Annotated in this window: 18 protein-coding genes and 1 pseudogene; 3 read left to right on the top strand and 16 right to left on the bottom strand. The window is 61.0% G+C overall.

What is annotated here, in order from left to right:
* Nucleotides 1–65: 65 nt before the first annotated feature.
* A pseudogene (locus tag WS54_RS34105) lies at nucleotides 66–167 on the top strand (type II toxin-antitoxin system VapB family antitoxin); the annotation flags it as partial.
* Nucleotides 168–246: 79 nt separating this feature from the next.
* Here the strand turns inward: WS54_RS34105 and WS54_RS01130 are convergent.
* Together WS54_RS01130 and WS54_RS01135 are read right to left on the bottom strand one after the other, a co-directional pair.
* On the bottom strand, nucleotides 247–1,113 hold the full coding sequence (locus WS54_RS01130; RefSeq protein ID WP_059781634.1) for an ion transporter: 867 nt from the start codon (nucleotides 1,111–1,113) through the stop codon (nucleotides 247–249).
* 331 nt (nucleotides 1,114–1,444) lie between these two features.
* Complete coding sequence (locus WS54_RS01135; RefSeq protein WP_059781631.1) at nucleotides 1,445–1,747, bottom strand: H-NS histone family protein; 303 nt, start codon at nucleotides 1,745–1,747, stop codon at nucleotides 1,445–1,447.
* 332 nt (nucleotides 1,748–2,079) lie between these two features.
* On the opposite strand from WS54_RS01135, the gene WS54_RS01140 reads away from it, so the two are divergent.
* The gene (locus WS54_RS01140) at nucleotides 2,080–2,640 is read left to right on the top strand and encodes a hypothetical protein (RefSeq protein ID WP_077178144.1); all 561 of its coding nucleotides are present in this window, start codon (nucleotides 2,080–2,082) and stop codon (nucleotides 2,638–2,640) included.
* A gap of 155 nt (nucleotides 2,641–2,795) precedes the next feature.
* On the opposite strand, the gene WS54_RS01145 is transcribed toward WS54_RS01140, so the two are convergent.
* The 12 genes from WS54_RS01145 to WS54_RS01200 all read right to left on the bottom strand — a co-directional run bounded on the left by WS54_RS01145 (nucleotide 2,796) and on the right by WS54_RS01200 (nucleotide 14,828).
* A complete protein-coding gene (locus WS54_RS01145) occupies nucleotides 2,796–3,452 on the bottom strand; it encodes an acyl-homoserine-lactone synthase (protein WP_230463086.1) in 657 nt (218 codons plus the stop codon).
* Between the two features lie 219 nt (nucleotides 3,453–3,671).
* A complete protein-coding gene (locus WS54_RS01150; RefSeq protein WP_230391290.1) occupies nucleotides 3,672–4,334 on the bottom strand; it encodes a LuxR family transcriptional regulator in 663 nt (220 codons plus the stop codon).
* Nucleotides 4,335–4,752: 418 nt separating this feature from the next.
* Entirely contained in the window at nucleotides 4,753–5,682 is a 930-nt protein-coding gene (locus WS54_RS01155) for a 3-oxoacyl-[acyl-carrier-protein] synthase III C-terminal domain-containing protein (RefSeq protein WP_059781626.1), read from the bottom strand.
* Nucleotides 5,676–6,671 (bottom strand): 3-oxoacyl-ACP synthase, encoded by a 996-nt coding sequence (locus WS54_RS34110; protein WP_227745910.1) that lies wholly within the window; start codon nucleotides 6,669–6,671, stop codon nucleotides 5,676–5,678. Before WS54_RS34110 ends, WS54_RS01155 begins: the two co-directional genes overlap by 7 nt.
* A gap of 44 nt (nucleotides 6,672–6,715) precedes the next feature.
* Complete coding sequence (locus WS54_RS01165) at nucleotides 6,716–7,309, bottom strand: GNAT family N-acetyltransferase (RefSeq protein ID WP_082409426.1); 594 nt, start codon at nucleotides 7,307–7,309, stop codon at nucleotides 6,716–6,718.
* Entirely contained in the window at nucleotides 7,306–8,424 is a 1,119-nt protein-coding gene (locus WS54_RS01170; RefSeq protein WP_054928414.1) for an acyl-CoA dehydrogenase family protein, read from the bottom strand. Before WS54_RS01170 ends, WS54_RS01165 begins: the two co-directional genes overlap by 4 nt.
* A 33-nt stretch (nucleotides 8,425–8,457) precedes the next feature.
* Nucleotides 8,458–9,666, bottom strand: a complete 1,209-nt coding sequence (locus tag WS54_RS01175) for a pyridoxal-dependent decarboxylase, exosortase A system-associated (RefSeq protein ID WP_059781623.1) — start codon at nucleotides 9,664–9,666, stop codon at nucleotides 8,458–8,460.
* Complete coding sequence (locus tag WS54_RS01180; RefSeq protein WP_059781621.1) at nucleotides 9,663–11,273, bottom strand: acyl-CoA ligase (AMP-forming), exosortase A system-associated; 1,611 nt, start codon at nucleotides 11,271–11,273, stop codon at nucleotides 9,663–9,665. The genes WS54_RS01175 and WS54_RS01180 overlap by 4 nt, the downstream gene beginning before the upstream one ends.
* Before the next feature lie 45 nt (nucleotides 11,274–11,318).
* Nucleotides 11,319–12,254 (bottom strand): 3-oxoacyl-[acyl-carrier-protein] synthase III C-terminal domain-containing protein, encoded by a 936-nt coding sequence (locus WS54_RS01185; RefSeq protein WP_059781619.1) that lies wholly within the window; start codon nucleotides 12,252–12,254, stop codon nucleotides 11,319–11,321.
* A complete protein-coding gene (locus WS54_RS01190; protein ID WP_236872737.1) occupies nucleotides 12,251–13,138 on the bottom strand; it encodes a 3-oxoacyl-[acyl-carrier-protein] synthase III C-terminal domain-containing protein in 888 nt (295 codons plus the stop codon). The genes WS54_RS01185 and WS54_RS01190 overlap by 4 nt, the downstream gene beginning before the upstream one ends.
* A 121-nt stretch (nucleotides 13,139–13,259) precedes the next feature.
* Nucleotides 13,260–13,538, bottom strand: a complete 279-nt coding sequence (locus WS54_RS01195; protein ID WP_059781662.1) for an acyl carrier protein — start codon at nucleotides 13,536–13,538, stop codon at nucleotides 13,260–13,262.
* A 30-nt stretch (nucleotides 13,539–13,568) separates the two neighbouring features.
* Nucleotides 13,569–14,828, bottom strand: coding sequence for an acyl-CoA dehydrogenase family protein (locus tag WS54_RS01200; RefSeq protein WP_059781616.1), 1,260 nt, complete (start codon nucleotides 14,826–14,828; stop codon nucleotides 13,569–13,571).
* A 240-nt stretch (nucleotides 14,829–15,068) separates the two neighbouring features.
* Here WS54_RS01200 and WS54_RS01205 point away from each other — a divergent pair, with 240 nt between their 5' ends.
* Nucleotides 15,069–15,902, top strand: coding sequence for a FadR/GntR family transcriptional regulator (locus WS54_RS01205; RefSeq protein ID WP_059781614.1), 834 nt, complete (start codon nucleotides 15,069–15,071; stop codon nucleotides 15,900–15,902).
* A 394-nt stretch (nucleotides 15,903–16,296) separates the two neighbouring features.
* Here WS54_RS01205 and WS54_RS01210 read toward each other — a convergent pair whose 3' ends face one another.
* Together WS54_RS01210 and WS54_RS01215 are read right to left on the bottom strand one after the other, a co-directional pair.
* Nucleotides 16,297–16,578 (bottom strand): helix-turn-helix domain-containing protein, encoded by a 282-nt coding sequence (locus WS54_RS01210; protein ID WP_082725087.1) that lies wholly within the window; start codon nucleotides 16,576–16,578, stop codon nucleotides 16,297–16,299.
* Between the two features lie 16 nt (nucleotides 16,579–16,594).
* On the bottom strand, nucleotides 16,595–16,921 hold the full coding sequence (locus WS54_RS01215) for a helix-turn-helix transcriptional regulator (protein ID WP_012338904.1): 327 nt from the start codon (nucleotides 16,919–16,921) through the stop codon (nucleotides 16,595–16,597).
* Between the last annotated feature and the right edge of the window lie 3 nt (nucleotides 16,922–16,924).

A 16,924-nucleotide genomic window follows, 5' to 3' on the forward strand; every position in this document is an offset into this window, starting at 1 on the left:
TGACGTCGGTGTGTTCGTGCGTCAAATCCGATCAGGGGCCGCCATGCGAACCAGCGTGACGAGCGATTGACGACGATCTTGATACGAAAGCCCTCCAGGTAGCCGAACCCGGAATGGACAAGGCTGATTTGTTCCGAGAGGCAATCAAGACGTTCGTGCGTGTCCGGGAGATCTTGCCGATGCTGCCCGTCGCATTACGCCAGCGACGACGGAAGCTACTCGGGACAGGCCTGATTCTTGCCGCGGCTATCGCGCGTGGCGACCTTTGGCGGGCACGCTGCGGTGCGCATGGGTGTCCGGCGCACGTTGCGCGGGAAGCGCGACGCCGCAGTGCGGGCAGCACGGCCCGTTGCCGTCGCTTGACCGCGTGTTCGCCCTGTTGCGCTCCATCGCCGAGGCAACGAGTTCGGCGCCCATGATCCCGGTCGGAAACGCGATGATCCCGTAGCCGAGCAGGATCGCGCAGGACGTGATCAACCGGCCGAGCGGCGTGACGGGTGTCAGGTCGCCGTAGCCGGTCGTGCTCATCGTCACGGCCGCCCAGTAGACGCCTACCGGAATGCTCGTGATCCCGTGCTCGGGCCCTTCGACCAGAAAGATCACGGTGCCGAGAATCACGACGAGCACGAACATCCCGCCGATGAACACGAAGATCTTGCGCCGCGCGCGCGTGAGCGCCCGGATCAGCATCTGCCCTTCCTCGAGATAGATCGACAGCCCGAGGATGCGGAACACGCGCAGCAGACGCAGCAGCCGCACGTCGATCAGCGCGTGCAGGCCGGGGAAGAAGAACGCGAGATAGGTCGGCAGCACCGACACGAGATCGACGATGCCGAAGAAGCTGCGCGCATACGCGACCGGCTTCTTCGCGGTGCAGAGGCGCAGCAGATACTCGGCGGAAAACAGCAGCGTGAACGCCCATTCGGCCGCGTAGAGCGCGTGGCCGTATTGCTGGTGCAGTTCCTGCACGCTGTCGGCCATCACGACGAGCACGCTCGCGACGATGAGCACGAGCACCGCGATGTCGAGCTTGCGCAGGAACGAAGGGCGGCGCGCGACATGCGCGACGGCATCGCGCGCCGTATCGAAGGAGGACTGGATCAGCGAAATCATGTGCCGCAGTGTACGGACGGCATCTGGCCGGGCCAATCGGACCTGTCCGATATGAGCTGTATTAGCCGGCCTCGATCTTATTTCGTGCCCTGTTTCCACGGATGCGCCGGAAACCATCAACGTTGACGCCATGGTGCGTCCCGAGTTGGTGCCGCTCAGCCTATCGGTGCCGTTCTAAGTCTTTAACGCATGTGCTTCGCAAATTTGCACCGAGCCATATCAGTGCTCATCGAGCGTAGTCCCGAGACACTGTGCGCTGTGCCCGCTCAATGCAACTGATATGCCCTGCGCGCACGACATGAGACGGGACAGAAAACCACGCGGTGTCCCTCTAGACCTGTTCGATCAGGAATCGCTCGCGTTTTTTCCCCTTGATCCAGCCGGGTTCGCGACCGCGGCCACTCCACGTCGCGCCTGTTTTCGGATCGCGATACCGGGCCGGGATACGACGTTGGCCGACCTGCGGGGCGGAGGCACTGCGCCGACGCCCAAAGACCTGCTCGGGGGTCAGCGCGTATTCGGCCACACGCGCGCGAACTTCCGCGAGAACGATGTCAAGCTCAGCCAGGCGGGCCTGTTCTGCTTGTTCTCTGAGCTGTTCAGCTTGCGCCTTCAATTCGAGATACGTTGGCATCGAATCGACTCCTATCGGATGAGCTCGCGTCGAAACTGGAAAAGATCGGCGCGTACGACCGATTAAACCGGCTCGCGAAAGCGAGGGTGCGTGCGTTCAAATGAATTGTCGCGGAAAACCTCACGCTTCTGACCTCCATAGTCTCGTAGTTGACGATGCGTGGTTCTGCAGCAAACACTGCATCGGCTGGCCGGTGAACGATATGCGGCGACATCGCAAATCGATTGCGTAGCGATTGAGCGGGTTTTGGCGTGCGGTGTTACCGCTTTTGAGTAGGTTGATCCCGTTGAGGCTCAGTGCCGAGGTGATCATGGTCATGAAGAGGTGGACGCATGGAACGCCCCGAGAAGGCTGACTATACGAACGAGCAGTGTTCGCTGTCGCCCGACGAATGCTCGGCGCTGCAAGCGCGCGTGCGGCGAGCAGAACAGGAAGTCGGTCGATTGCACAATCGCCTTGAGCTGAAAACCCAGGAACTGGCTAACTTGACCCGTGCAATTGTCGATTCTTCCGTCAGCCATTGCGATGTCGAGGCGCGATTGCAACGCGAGCTTCACGCGGTGTGCACGGGCATGGGCGGAACCACAATGCCAATGTCTGGTTTGCCCCTTCAAGCTGATTCGCCCGGCAAGCTTGTCACGGTCGAATTGCCTTATACGACAACGATCTTGGGCGTGTTGTTCGAGAGCATGTTCACGTTTTGGGCCGATTGTGATCCTCGACGCCTGCCCAAATCGTCGACCGTGGCGCGTGCCATCGACGAGCGACTTGGGTTTTCTGCTCAGGCCAATGGCGAAGCGTCACGCAGTGCTCAGGCTTATGCATCTGCGATTCGGCCGGACTGGGTGAAAGACACCGATCGCCGACATCATCGCGCGGGCCCGCGCATGTAGCGCGTTCGCGCCGGGCGGGTGTGTTCAAACCCGGCGCGGCGCGCAATTTCGCCGAAATGCCGCCAGTTTCTGGTCGGAAACGGTGTTTGACACCGGCCAGCGGCCTTTCAATGACCGCTGGTATCGGGCGGGGGCACGGACATCGAAAGTGCGACTCACGTGGGATGGGCGCCGAGCCATGTCACGGCGGCCAAAAGCTCGTGCGCGTCGCACCCCAGATTCGTGAACGTCGATCGCGTGAGTTCGATTGCGCCAATCAGGTAGGCTGGACGACCTGCGGTTTCGACAGTGTTGACGACTTGGAGCGCCAGACCGCAACGCTGGTAAAGTCGTGCCACGGCACGTGTCATGGCACCGATGACGCATGTGGCGCCCAGTGACGCGGCGATTGCGAGAATCGAAGGAAACAGCTGCATTCCAGTTGATGCGCGCATGATCGGGTTTGCCCCGCAGCGGGCGGCAAACCGCGACAGTTCCCAGACCGTGGGTGCGCGTGGCAAGTCTAGAGCCGCTGAAGGCGCGCACAGTGTCTGGAGCAAATACGGCTGTGTGGTCGGTATCAATCGTGCACACCCGCAAATGTGCTGAGCCTGATCGACCGAGACGACGTGAATCGTACGACCCCGATCAAACTGATCCCATTCGGTCAGGCTCGTCGCGTCCGCTCCGGGTAACTGCCAACCCAGTCGACCTACAAAGACGTCGTAGCGGAACACGCCGAGGCGGCGATGCATCATGGTTGGCATGTCGTCGAAACTGCCAGCGAAGATGGATGGCACGATTTTCCCCTCAAACAAAATAGCCGATGCCACGCTATCAAGCGCGTGAGGTGAGGGGAACTAGTTAGGTGGGGAGGTGCGACGCCGATGAAGTTGACAGGACGCCCGTAGCGAGTCGCCCTCGCGACGCATGCGATTGTGCGGGCACGCGCGGGTAAGCCCGAATGTGCTGATGGCGCCACGAGTCCACAATGAGGCCGGTCGATGATGGGGCGGCCGGCAGGAACTGCCGCATACGGTCCTGCTGGCCGCTTACACCTGGATCAAGCCGGTTGTGACGGCATGCACAGCTGCCGCGGTTCGACTGTTGATGCCCAGAATCTTCATCGCTTCGGCGATATGGTAGTCAACGGTATGGGGCGATATGCCAACAATGGAGGCGATCGCCCATGACGATTTACCCCGGGCAACCCACGCAAGGCACTCTTGTTGGCGCGGGGAGAGTTCAAGCGCCGGCTCAGGCCGATGGGGCTTCATCAATCGATGGAGCTCTTGATGAAAGAGCGCGCCTATTAAGCTCGCGAGCCGCATGTGGACTTCTGTCTTGATCTCCGGTGACGGACTGGCGAGATTCACCAGCAGGATGTCGCCGTTGGTCTCGCGAAGCGGGATACTCACGCCACTGGTTAATCCCGCGTCGCGTGCCTCACCGAGCACGCGTTGCTCGATGCGATTCAAGCCTCTGATGTCGGCCCATCGATAGGGTGTGGCACGGGCAAACGCCATCCGATGGACCGGATCGACCGGACCGTAGTCTCGTTGCGCGTAATGGGCGACCCAATGATCCGGATAGCGTGCGCAAAGCGTCTCGACCGCCATCGCGCGGCCGTTTCCCGTGTGTCTTCGTGAGACTCGGCTGATGGCAAAGCGTGGGAAGCCCAACGAAGCGGACACGTCACCGAACAACTTCAGCAAAGACGACAGGTCCACGGTATTGAGAAAGGCGGTGGCCAGCGGTACCCATCGGCCGGCCAGGCCTGATGTTAAAGGCTGCGGTACGGTGGGTGTGTCACCCGCGCCGCGTTGACAGACTCGATCCACTGGAGGCCCTCGGAGGAACTTCGCGCACTGGTGCGCGGCGCGGTGGCCGGATGTGCGTCGTTTTGGATTGAAGCAGCACAATGCGTGGCGATTGCAGGTGGCGCATGTTCTGCTATTGACCAATCGATCGCCATGCAAAAAGCAAGTGTAGTCGCTTGCAGCCGTATCACAGCCATAAAAATGTAATGTTTTGATACATCGACCCGCGCACTCGCGTATATCACGTCGATCCGCGGCTGCATGGCATGAGGCCATGGGCTTCCAGGGGCGATCGGGTGTGGAGTGTGCGCATCTAATGAATCAGCAATGCGGCAGCTGAAAATCCCCCTACGCCCTGCGCATAGAGCACCAAGGGGGCGCCTTGCGCGATTGGGCCGCAGTCAGCCAGGTTGATAAACGGGTCGCTTACGGTAACGTGTGCGATACGGGAAAAATTGTGCGCGAAAAGGCGCTCGGGTGGCAGACCCATCGATTGGACGAGACGCCGCCACGCAGGCTGATTCAGATGAGGCGGCAAGATGCGATCGAGCTCGGAGAGCGCAATGTGTGCATCCTGGGCGACTTTCGTGATGAGCTTTCGCGCGACGAGCTGGTACTGCGCAAGGAAACTCGCTTCGACCTGCCCTAGCATTCCGCGCCAGCCGCGACCGCTCGCATGCGTGGCCAGTGCGACGAGGCGATTGGTGCGCGCGTGGCGCTCGATCAACGCGGCGAATGCGCCGTCGCCGAGCAGCCCTGACGCGCCCATCGCACGTTCGGTCTCCATAGGCATCACGTCCGCCCCGACGAGCAGTACACGATGAACGGCGGGATGAGCGATGAACATTGCACGAATGATGCGCAACGCACCGAGCGAGGACGCACAGTGTTGCTGGGCAAACGGGAACGACGGGACGCCTACAAGGCGGAAATACTCGCATAGCTGCCGCGGCAAAGACACCGGCGGCGGCGTGATGCTACCCTGCAGCGTGTGAGTGTAGACCAGGCAGTCGATTGACTCGCGGGTGATTGGTGCATTGCGCAGCAGCGAGTCGACCGCTTGGATCGCGAGGCTGAAGGCACTTTGCCCGCGTGCCACGTGAAAATTGCGTACGCCGGCCTGCTCGAGCTTTGCCACTACAGCAGCGGGTTGGCCGGTGCGACGTGCCCAGTGGCGAACGGAGTCGACATGTTCCGGAAGATGGTAGGCGACACACGGGATGCCGATTGTGGTGTCTACCATGAGGAGTTCGCGCCAAGGGAGCGCGCGAGCAAAGGCGCACTATGTGCGTCGAGTAGCGCGCAGCCTACGTAGCCGCATGATGCGATATTCCATAGCAAGACGGTGTGCTGTGATGGGAAGGTATGCGTCTGGGCCATGCTCGTCAATTGTTCGATTGAATCCGCTGCACCGAGATTCGCATCGTGCGTGTGCACGCCTGCAAGCGAGGCGATGCCGAGTTCCTGCTGCAGTGCAGCTGCAAGCGCATGCGTGTGGCATTGTCCGACGGCGATGACGTCGCACGGGGCAATCGCGTGTTTTTCGAGCAGCGTGGCGATCAATTGCAGCATCGTTTGAAGTAGACGTGGGTCAGGATGCGCGTGGCGATGCGGCGAGTCGCCGCTTGGTGCCGGACAAGGATGGGTTTGAGCGTCGATGAGGCGCAAGCCGCGCGTGCTCGCACCAAAGCGTTCCAGAAGGAGGGCGGCGGCTGCGTCCCCTTGCAGTGGGCCCGTTCCAGTGTGGCGAGAAAACGGTGCCACCCACTTCTCTGCGGCAGCAATCAGGATCGTACGTAGGTCGCGTTCGGCGACGAACAGGTCCTGCGCCAGTCGTAAGGCCGTGAATGGGGCAGTGCTGCCCTGCTGCGAGATCGAGAACGAAAAACACGGGCTGCGCGGGGCGCCTACAACGCTTGCCAGACGCCCCGCGGTTGTTGTCGAGATATGTTCGTCAACACTGCTGTGGCAAAAAATGACGACGTCAACCGAGGCGGCAGCGCGAGGCCGAGCGGCACAGATCGCCCGCGTGACATATGCCGCAAGCCCAGACAGATCGGTGGTGTGGGCGATCGGCGCACGCAGGGACCTCTCCCTCGGACCGATACGAGGCATTGCTGTCGGCCCGAACGGTGTGCATTCGGTGCGCCACAAGGCCATCCATGCATCCCAGCCGGTAAGCGGCCTCGTCGTGGTGGGCTCCATGGCCGATACCTGTTCGTCGAGCTTCACGACGGGCGGCACGTAGGAGCACAGTGCGGTGACGACCGGGGGCATCATATTGGCGTCGGAAAGCTTAGGTCCTGCGGGAGCAGGTCGTAGAGCAGACGTCCCATGCGTTGGCCGTCGATGACATGGCAATCGCGTTGCAAACCGATAAGGCGAAACCCCAAACGTGCGAGCAGTCGCTGTGATCGAATATTGCGTTGCGCCGCCCACGCGCTAATGCAATGCAGTTTATCGCGCTCGAAACCTTCTCGAAGCACCTGTCCCGAAGCTGCGAGTGTTATGTTCGCGCATGCGGCGCGAGTGGGGTCGCGCAGCACCCAGAAGGAGCCGAGACCAAACCGGTGAGTAACATCGCTGATCGCGACCAGTCCGCTTGGGCGGTTCGTGCCGCGTACGCCAAATACGCGTAGCCGATGTCGATCACTTTGCGCCATCGCCTGGACCGCCAGTAAGGAAAGCGATTGTCGACCGAGGCCAAAGTCAAACCACTGCGCAATGGCCGGACGCGCAAGCCAATCGGCGATATCGCGCATATCGTCACAATTTGCTTCGCGCAGCCAGCACTCACGTGGCGACGTCGCGGATCTAACCGAATGGGGTTCGCACGCGCGGCGATGGCGGGAGCATTGGTGCGCATTCATGTCGATGCGCCGCTGTTGGAGTCGGACGTATGTCGATCCGTGAGCTGAGCGAGCGCCGTATCGACACGCATGAGCAACATCGCGAACCAATGACATGTCGTCAGGCGCGCCGCGGGCGGTAACCCTGAGACATAGCCGTGTGCGCCGCAAAGTTGAACTAGCTCATGGGTGAGCTCCATGGATTCGGCTGCAATGTGACGGACCAGCTGGCGCACGAGTGCGGTTGATATGTTCGGCTCGGCAAGCGTGAGCGCACGCAAGAAGAGATGCGTGCCTTGCGTTGCAATGAGCATGTCGGCCAGCCGCGTGGCCACGCGCTGATGCAGCATGATCGGCTTGCGAAATGCGCGTCGCTCGGCTCCGTAGCGCAGTGCAAATGCAACGTCGTGCTGCATGGCGCCGCTGAGCAAGGCCGACACGTACAGGGCGATGTTGGTGAGCCATATCTGGGACGGAGAATCACTTTGCGCGCCACACTGATCGATCGAGGCGAGTGGGGCGGCACACAGTGTGCCGTTGCAGCGCCATTGCTCAAGAGAAAGAGCGCCAAGCACAACGAGGCGGCGGCGGCATGCCTCAGCATCCCCGTGGGCCGAGTCGATGAGGGCGAGACCGCGGGCGTGCGGTGCGAGCATCAGCGTTGCAACGAGCGCGCAATCTTGATCGTGCAGATGCCAGAGCGTGGCGGCGTGAAAATCCGGCACCGTAAGCGCGATCGCGCACGTGCCGTTAAAGTAGTCACCGATGGGATGAGGCGCGAGCGCATCGAGCATGTCGTATGCGCGCAGCGTCATGAGCGCCGGAATGCTCTGAGTGAGTTGCGCGGCGCGTTCAATCGGGCCACAGGCCAACGTGCTTACAATACCGCACAGATCGTGCTGGCCAATAGCCATACCGCCCAGGGCCGTCGGCAAAATCATGGTTCCCAGATCCAGCGAGCTTGCATGCGTGACGATATCGCGCCAGCCCGCTTGCGACGGCGGAGCAGCGAGCAAAGGCTCGAGCTGGTCTCGAGCGAAGCGTTGGCAGGCGGTGACGAGTGCGCGCTGATCGTCAGATATGGCCCATGTCGGCGGCACCAGATCGGACGATGATGGTATAGGGTTGCGCATCATGGCTCTCTCCGTATTGGGTGTGAGTCATCGGTGTCAGACGAGCATCTCGATTGCTTCGGGATGGCTGAGGAAATCCCTGGGACTTGCCGAGCGCGCGTAGGCACCCGATTGCAGAACGACAACGAAGTCACCAATCTGAGCTTTGGGGAGCAGCACGTCGTCGACGATGCGATCAAGCGGAGTGCACGAGCAGCCGACGATGTGACATCGCTCAGTTGGTGTATCGCCGAGCCGATTGCCGAGTACCACGGGGAAATTGCGGCGCAGTATCTGCCCGAAGTTGCCCGAGGCCGCGAGGTGGTGGTGCAGGCCGCCGTCGGTGACAAGGAAGGTGGTGCCGCGTGAAACTTTTCGATCGATGACGCGGCATACATAGGCACCGGCCTCGCCGACCAGGTAGCGCCCGAATTCGAGCACGGGGCGCACACCGGGCAAAGCGCGTTGCATGCGCGAGAGCCAAGTGTGCATTGGCTGGGCGACGGCATCGAGATCGAGCGGCACTTCGCCTTCGAAATAGGGAATGCCAAAACCGCCGCCCAGATTCACGTACCGGGGCGGCAGTGGCAAATCGGATGCGAGCTTCATGACGAGCTCGGCACTGCGCCGCTGTGCTTCGACGATGGTAGCCGGGTGCAGGCACTGCGAACCCCAGAAGACGTGAAAGCCCGCCAGTGTCAGGTCACATGTGCCCAGTTCTTGCAGTAGTGCCGGGACCTGTTCGGTGTCGATGCCGAATTGAGTTGCTCCCCCACCCATGCGCATGCCGGCATGCGTTATCTGAAAATCCGGGTTCACGCGAATTGTCACGTTCGGGCGCAGGCCCAGCTCCCAGCCAAGGGCTGCCACCAGATGCAGTTGGGTGAGCGATTCGATGTGCACGTTCACGCCGCTGGCCACTGCACACCGTAGCTCCTCACGTGTTTTGCCCGGACCTGCAAAGCCGATCTGATCAGGCGGCATGCCTGCGTTGAGTGCCGATGCCAACTCGGCGCCGGAGGCCACGTCAAAGCCGTCGATTCGCGTGGCCAGATGGTGTACGACAGCAGGCATTGGGTTGGCCTTGATCGAGTAATGCAACTGTATCGACGCTGGCAGTTTTGCACGCAACTGGCACACGCGGGCATCGATTGCGGCGCGCGCATAGACGAAAAACGGTGTGGAACCTGCACGATTGGCAAGCCGTGTGACATCGATACTGTCGGCGAACAGGACGTCATGGCGGCGGGTCAATGATCGATTCATATTGGCCTCGCTTCGTTGTTCGGCGCGCTCACGAGTGTGTCTCGCAAGGCTACGCGATCGAATTTGCCGTTGGCATTGCGCGGGATGTCCGTCTGAACGATGATGCGATGCGGCACCATGTAGCTGGGCAGGCGTTGCTTGCACCACGACAGCAGCGTTCGGGCGAGAAACGGCGTGACTGCCGGCACGACGACCAGCGTGATCGTCTCGCCGAGCGCATCATCGGGTACACCCACGGCAGCGACTTCGGAAACAAGACCACTTTCGTGGATGATTTCCTCGATTTCTTCCGGGCTAATCCGGTAGCCGGAACTCTTGATTTGCGCGTCGTTGCGCGCAATGAAATACAGAAAGCCGTGCGCATCGCGTCGCACGAGGTCCCCAGACCAGACTGCGGTATCTGGCGCAGCCCCGCCAGGTTTATGCTCGGGCGAGGGACGATAGCGTTCAGAGGTTCGCGCTGCATCACCCCAGTAGCCCATCGTGACGCACGCGCCGACGTGTACAAGTTCGCCGGGTTCGTCAGGCGCACACGGCGAACCATCGGGGCGCACGACCAAGATGCGTGCATTGGGCACGGCCTTGCCGATCGAGTCAGGGCGGTGATCGACTTCGGCGGGGTCGAGGTAGGTCGAGCGGAACGCCTCGGTTAGACCATACATGAGGTAGGGTTTGGCATGTGGAAACAGCGCACGCAGGCCTTGCAGTACTGCCCTGGGCATGCGGCCACCGGTATTGGCAAAGTAGCGCAGCGTGGCGCGCGCGGCATCGGGCCAGCAAGCATGGGCCAGTTGCATCCACAATGGGGGCACGCCCGTGATCGCGGTGATGTGCTCACGCGCGCAGGCCTCTATCACGTCTTGTGGGCAGAGGTAATTGACAAGGACAACGGTGGCGCCGCTTGCCCAGGCCGACGTGAGTTGGCTCAGGCCTGCATCGAAGCTAAGCGGTAGTACGGCCAGGATTCGATCGGCGTGCGTATGGTTCAGATAATGAGCGACGCTCCATGCCCCCTCGAGCAGGTTGCGGTGACTGAGCATGACGCCCTTGGGTCGTCCCGTCGAGCCGGATGTATAGAGAATGGCCGCGAGGTCCGTGTCAATGCCTGATGTCGGGACATCGGATGCTTTTCGTTGCGTGTCGATAGCCGCCCGAGCGAAGCATTCGCTCCAACGATGGACCCGTGCAGTCCCGTCGTATGTAGGTGCCATTTCATCGGGAGCATCTGTGAGGATCGTATGGGTGAGGGCGGGCGGCCCGTTCTCGGCTAGCAAGCGTGCACGCGTTGCGCTGGTAATCAGGCAGATCGCGCCGCAGTCGTGCAGGATATGTGCGACCTGTTGCGGTTTGAGCAGCGGATTGATCGGCACAAAAACGCAGCCTGCGGCGGCAATACCCAGCAGCGACACGACGGTTTCGATGCGCTTTTCCAGAAAGATGCCGATACGTGCGCCAGGCGCGATGCCGAGCGAGGCGATCGCGTCGCCAAGTGCACATGCGCGCTCGGCAAGTTCCTGGTAGCTCAGGCGGATATCCCCGAATACGACCGCGTGCGAATCGGGTGCCTGATGTGCGGTTGCCAGCACGAGGTCAAGTATGTTTCGCATGGTGTGGAATGGCGTCGTCGGGTTGAGGAAGTTGCTCGGTGTTCGTCAATGACGAATCACCAGGGCGCCGAAGCAGCCGGCCATACCACTAGAAAAAAGCAACGACCATTCACCGGCCTGCTGGTTGCGACAGGTCTCGAAATTGATGAACGGATCCGCACCGAATGCGTGGCCGACCGTGCCGAAATTCGCGATGAATAGCCGCGCCTCGGGAATGGTGAGCATTCCCATCAACCGTGCCCAGCCGGGGAGATTGACGTGGTGAGGCAATACGTGCGCGATGTCATCCGGTGCGATGTTTGCCTGACGAATAGCTGCGCGCATGGTGGTAAAGGCCGACCAGTAGTACCGATCGTCGGGAATCGGCTGCAAAGTGTCGTCCGTCCCGCGAAAGAAGCGCGCATCGGTATATAGATGCAAGCTGGCGATGACGTTGTGTCCGGCCCCTCGTTCAAGTAGCAACGCGCATGCGCCGTCGCTATGCAGCGCCAGGTCCCCAATCGCACGAAGTCGATCGCAGCCCGAACCAATGACGTCCGCACACACGATGATGGCGCGCTCGATAGTGGGGTATCGCGCCGCAAGCGCAAGCAGTATCCGGATGGCTGCCATCGGAGACACGCACTGCTGCTGCGTGACGGAGAACGTCAATGCCCGGTTCAGTCCGCAATGGCGTTGAATGTAATGGGCTGTACTGGCAGGTGGCGCGAGCGCGCTCGTCTGTATCGTATGCGTGTGAATGAGGGCATCGACTGTTGAGCGCGGTGTGGCGGTTTCGCGCAAAAGTGTCGTGATAGCACGTACGGCCAGATTTGCTGGGGACCCACCCTCGGCGTCGTGGAACTGCCCCACACCGTGATCGCGTAGCGCACGAGCGCTCGCGTCAGACAGACCGCAACGTTCGACCCACTGATTTACGTGTACGGTTTGAGCCGGCAGACTGTGGGCGACCGCGGAAAGTGAGAAGGGACTCGTTCTCATAATGGTGCTTCGCAGAATTGAAGAATCGCACAGGCGACTTGGCCGTGAAATCCCGTAGACCATACAAGCAGATGTTGGCCATCGCGAGGCGAAACAGCCCGCGTGAGGCTATCAAGACGCGCAGGTGTGTGTGCTGCGCAAAGGTGGCCGGGCGTGTCATCTGCGAGCCAGATGCGCTCAAGCGGCAAGTCACCGTGCGCACAGATACTGCGCAATAGTCGGTTATCCGTCTTCGCTGGGACAATCCAGTCCATTTGTGTGGCCTGACAGGCAGCTCGTGCCAGCGCCTTGTTGATGGCGCCGATAAGCGTGGCGGAATCGACAGGCGTTGCGATGACGCTGGAGCTGCTGGGCGTGGCCGGCGTACAGATGGTCAGGCCGCGCACGCGCCAGCCAGGTGTCGGATGGCGTGTGAGGAGAGCGGCAGCGGCTCCATCGGCGAGGCGCGTGTGTAAGTCAACGTACCGAGAAAAGGGCGGAAGCCAGCGCTCGGCCGCGACAATCAGGACGGTATTGAACTCGGTGTCCGCATCCATCATGGCTAGCGTCAGATCGAGCGCCGTTGCAAACGAGACGTCCTGAAGCTGCCCGATCGCGAATGGCGGGCGACGCGATGCAAGCTCGTGATGCAAACGTCCCGCACAGGACAATGCCAGATCGTGTTCGAAGCTGGTCGAGCAAACGATGATTTGGTCTGGCCGGGGAAGTTGTGAGGCACCGTCATACAACAGGCGTGCCGCGCGTAGTGCCATGTCGGACAGTGAAAGAGTCGACTCGGCTACGACGAGCTCGTCTGAAGGCGTAGGCGGCGAAGGCGCCTTTGGAGCGCGTTGGGGATCACATTCGTTACGCCAGCGCAGTGTATCGCTATAGACCGCTTGCATCACGGAATCAAGCGGGCATTGCCACAGTGGCGAGCTCACGTCGGTGCGTATAGGGTGCGCGCTGCGTGCGAATGGGATGTACTGAGCGGTCGCGACGATCCTGGGCGCCGGAACCCAGGACTCAGTTCGAGGGAACATGGGAGGCGACGAATGTAACCAGGTTTTCGAATCGCAGGAAGAGGTCGCTGCTCAGGTCTTCAGGGTCAAGCACAAACTTGAAGCGCTGCTCCACTTGCAGCAGGAGCTCGGTCATGTTCATCGAATCGACACCAATGTCGAAGAGGTTTGTGTCGTCCTCGATGAGCTCGGTGCTCAGATGCGTGCCGAGCGTTGACAGCAGACAGGATTTGAGCGCGGTAGCAATATCGTCAGGGCGATTTGATACGGAATTGGATGTCATGAACGTCTCCGGTATGAAGGGCAAGTGAGGTCATGCACGCGGCAACGCGGCTGAATGCGCAAGCGCGTCTGAGGTGGATTCCCACGGCAATTGCGGCGCGCGTAGGGCAGCGCTGGCGATCATCAGCCGCTGCATGTCGCCGGTACCTTCCATGATGTCGAACGCCTTGGCGTCTCGGCAGCATTGTTCGAGCGATGGACAATGCGCGATACCGCCGAGTCCAACGAGTGCGAGTGCGGTTCGAGTGACATGGGCTGTCGCGCGTGCGGCGTATGCCTTGGCCATCGAGGCATGCATGGCGCTCGGATGGCCCTGATCTGCGAGCCATGCTGCGTGATGACAGAGCAGGCGCGCGGTCGTGATATGCCGATCGAGATCCAAAAGATGCACGTCGACGTCGCCGGGACTCCATCGCAGGTCGGCCGGATGTGAGCCCGATTCGAAATAGGTTGTGAGTTCGTCACGTACCCGTCGACACGTGCCGACCATCACTGCGGAGAGCAGCGGCCGAAAATAGTCCCATGACCGTTGCGCGCCGGAAAACGCATCGCTCAATGGCGCTTGGTCGTCGCGCGTGAGGCAAGCATCGTCAGGCACTTCGCAATCGCTGTACGACAGCACGGCCAGTTGGCTGGCCCGCAGCCCGGCCATATGTTCGACACGCATGACCGAGAACCCCGGGGCGTTGTGCTCGACGCGAAATGCCCGGATGCCGAAGCGGCCCGCGTTGCGGTTGATCGTTGCGAACGTGATGATCGTGTTCGCGCGCGCGCCGTTCGTGATGAAACATTTGGTGCCATTGAGCACCCAGCCGTGCGCGGTTTTGCGGGCCGACGTCCGCATGGCTGTTGCGTCGGACCCGCAATCGGGCTCCGTAATCGCAAATGCACCCCAGCGTGGCGCGTCGCTGTGAAAGCTCGCGAAGAATGCGGCCTGCTGTCGTTCGTTGGCGAGCGCGATAACCGGGGGCATGGCAAGTCCTGGGCCGGGCAGAGCCAGCGCGAGCGCGGCGTCCGCGTAGCCCAAATATTCCATCAGCATCACGCGTGAGGTGAGCGATTGCACCCCGGGACATCCCCCGTATTGGCTCGGCACGAGATTCAGGTTCAAAGCACGGACCGTATCGCCTTGCCAGAACGTTGCGGGAATTTGTCCGGTACGGTTCGCTTCGTCGCGATGTGCGCGTATTTGCGCGCACAGTCGATCGAGGTCCAGCCCGGCGGCTGCCAGGGCCGCCTTAAGCGTTGCGACTTCATGGCGCGGATGTGGTATTTGCAGAGCGTCTGGCATGTCCGATCGTTCCGAATGGCGCACGCGCGCCGGCCGATGGCTTGGCATGGACGACATGCTCGCGCGGCGTCCATACCGTGTGCCATGCAGCGTAGGCATCTGTGGGAAGGTTTGCTACCTCCCAACCTAGGGAGGGTGACGTCGGGTAAGGCATGCCGCAGATTTTCGCCAGCGGCGACAGGGATGCCCGATAATGGCGCCGATATTGGATGACGCTGGCCAACCACGGACGTAACTAACATGGCAGGACGACAACGGACGACGCGTAAAACGCAATCTATGCCGCCGGACAAACGCGGCCCACGTACGACCAAGCGAGGCGATCAGGTGGCCGAGCTGATCAAGGGCTGGATTAACGACGGGCGGGTGCGTCCGGGCAAGCGCCTGAACAAGGAAGCTGAGCTACAGCAGATGTTCAACGTGAGCCGGGGCTCGATGCGCGATGCGCTCAAGGCGCTGGAAGTGCAGGGACTCGTGAGTCTCAGTACCGGCCCCGAGGGAGGCGCCACAATTACGCGTGTGCCGCTGGCGCGAGCGTTCCAAGCACTGCAGAACTATTTGTTCTTCGAGAACGTCACGCTCGAGGAGCTTTATGCGGTGCGACGCACGCTCGAGCCGATTGTCGCTGCGGGCGCAGTAGAGCACTTGACAGATGCAGATTTCGAAGCACTCGAGCGCAGCATTTCAGTGTGCGAGCCGTTTGTGGCCGGCCACGAGCAGGCGCTCGATCAGCGCTGCGAGGATATTCATTTTCACGACGTGCTGGCCGCGGCTCATCCGAACGCGTTTTTGCGGTGCCTTTGCCGGATCATCAATCAGATGCTGCACTCGCTGGTGATCGTGGCGGGCAACGTCACGCAGCGTGACTATCAGGCGTTCGGCCGTACGACGCTCGCTGCGCACCGGGCAATCCTCGAGGCTGCACGGCGGCGCGACGCTCAGGCAGTGGAGCGCTTGATGGCCGCGCATATGGACGAGGCTGAGGCGCAACTGCGGAAAGTACATGCCGCGTTGAAGCAAAAGCTTGTGCTCGACTCCGAACTTGATACGCAGATGAGCCGCGACGCGTCCTGAGGTGGTATCCACGAACAGCAGGGGCCGCCATCGCATGATCTGCGCATGCCCGCCGAAGTTCACGACATGTCAGTCACAATGCGCCGGTTAATTACAATAAATGAACTAAAAGAGTGTCGAGGTGCTCATCGAGAGGGTACGTAGGCGGGGAGCTTGGAGGGAATTGCCGGGGTAAACGCTGACATTTTGTCGCTTGACCAGGTGAGATATTCGATCGTAAATTTATGATAATAAATAGACGTCAAGATCGAAGCTGCGCGCGTACCGGTCCGACCGATCTCCGTGGCGGTTCATCGCGTCAGGTCGAGGCCGGCGAGGTTCTATTCCAAGGCAGCGGCGATCGTTGGCGGACTGATTGTGAGTAACGACTGGCCGATCGCCGCCGGCGAGAGGCTCATAGTTGTTGTTTGTGTGAGGCCGACGGGATCTGGCGAAGATCTGCTCGAGTCTCTGCTGCTCTAACCAATTGCGAGAGAGAGGTGTCGAGGGCCGCAGCAAGCGCAAGCAGAGCGTCGATCTTGGGGGCTATTTGGGCACGCTCGACCAAAGAGATCGTGTTCGGATGGACGTTGGCCCGCGTCGCGAGGCCCACTTGGGTGAGCCTCTTTGTTTGGCGACGTGTGCGAACTTCGTCTCCGAGGGCCTTGATAAAGTGCGCGGTGGTTGTGCTATTCACCGACGGGAGTGACGGGCTATTCTTGCGCGAGCGATTCTGCCGCGGCGACTAGGGCCCGCTTCTTTTCTTTGCTCAGTCGCCCAGCAATTAAGAGAAGGTTGGCCAGCAAGTCGTCCTCCTCGTACAGGAAGCTTGTCGGAATGAGAAGCGCTCGGGCAAGCCGCTGACTGGTCTGTACGGTTGGAGCATGCTTGCCCTTCTCGTACTGGTTGACGCGAGCGCTGGCGGAAAATTCATCGATGCCAGCCAGAATGCCAAGCTGTTCCTGGGTGAGGTCGGTACGCAACCGTGCCTGCTTCAGGCGTTTCGAAAACACAGAGGTGACGGTCGAGTCGCTGGACATGCA

Source organism: Burkholderia sp. NRF60-BP8, from assembly GCF_001522585.2.
Classification (GTDB): domain Bacteria; phylum Pseudomonadota; class Gammaproteobacteria; order Burkholderiales; family Burkholderiaceae; genus Burkholderia.

What these genes read in the sequence shown, in the direction of transcription:
- WS54_RS01215 (WP_012338904.1), bottom strand. Translation starts at nt 16,921, where the DNA reads ATGTCCAGCGACTCGACCGTCACCTCTGTGTTTTCGAAACGCCTGAAG.
- WS54_RS01165 (WP_082409426.1), bottom strand. Translation starts at nt 7,309, where the DNA reads ATGAATGCGCACCAATGCTCCCGCCATCGCCGCGCGTGCGAACCCCAT.
- WS54_RS01195 (WP_059781662.1), bottom strand. Translation starts at nt 13,538, where the DNA reads ATGACATCCAATTCCGTATCAAATCGCCCTGACGATATTGCTACCGCG.
- WS54_RS01155 (WP_059781626.1), bottom strand. Translation starts at nt 5,682, where the DNA reads ATGGTAGACACCACAATCGGCATCCCGTGTGTCGCCTACCATCTTCCG.
- WS54_RS01130 (WP_059781634.1), bottom strand. Translation starts at nt 1,113, where the DNA reads ATGATTTCGCTGATCCAGTCCTCCTTCGATACGGCGCGCGATGCCGTC.
- WS54_RS01200 (WP_059781616.1), bottom strand. Translation starts at nt 14,828, where the DNA reads ATGCCAGACGCTCTGCAAATACCACATCCGCGCCATGAAGTCGCAACG.
- WS54_RS01190 (WP_236872737.1), bottom strand. Translation starts at nt 13,138, where the DNA reads ATGCAAGCGGTCTATAGCGATACACTGCGCTGGCGTAACGAATGTGAT.
- WS54_RS01185 (WP_059781619.1), bottom strand. Translation starts at nt 12,254, where the DNA reads ATGAGAACGAGTCCCTTCTCACTTTCCGCGGTCGCCCACAGTCTGCCG.
- WS54_RS01175 (WP_059781623.1), bottom strand. Translation starts at nt 9,666, where the DNA reads ATGAATCGATCATTGACCCGCCGCCATGACGTCCTGTTCGCCGACAGT.
- WS54_RS01135 (WP_059781631.1), bottom strand. Translation starts at nt 1,747, where the DNA reads ATGCCAACGTATCTCGAATTGAAGGCGCAAGCTGAACAGCTCAGAGAA.
- WS54_RS01205 (WP_059781614.1), top strand. Translation starts at nt 15,069, where the DNA reads ATGGCAGGACGACAACGGACGACGCGTAAAACGCAATCTATGCCGCCG.
- WS54_RS01140 (WP_077178144.1), top strand. Translation starts at nt 2,080, where the DNA reads ATGGAACGCCCCGAGAAGGCTGACTATACGAACGAGCAGTGTTCGCTG.
- WS54_RS01170 (WP_054928414.1), bottom strand. Translation starts at nt 8,424, where the DNA reads ATGATGCGCAACCCTATACCATCATCGTCCGATCTGGTGCCGCCGACA.
- WS54_RS01180 (WP_059781621.1), bottom strand. Translation starts at nt 11,273, where the DNA reads ATGCGAAACATACTTGACCTCGTGCTGGCAACCGCACATCAGGCACCC.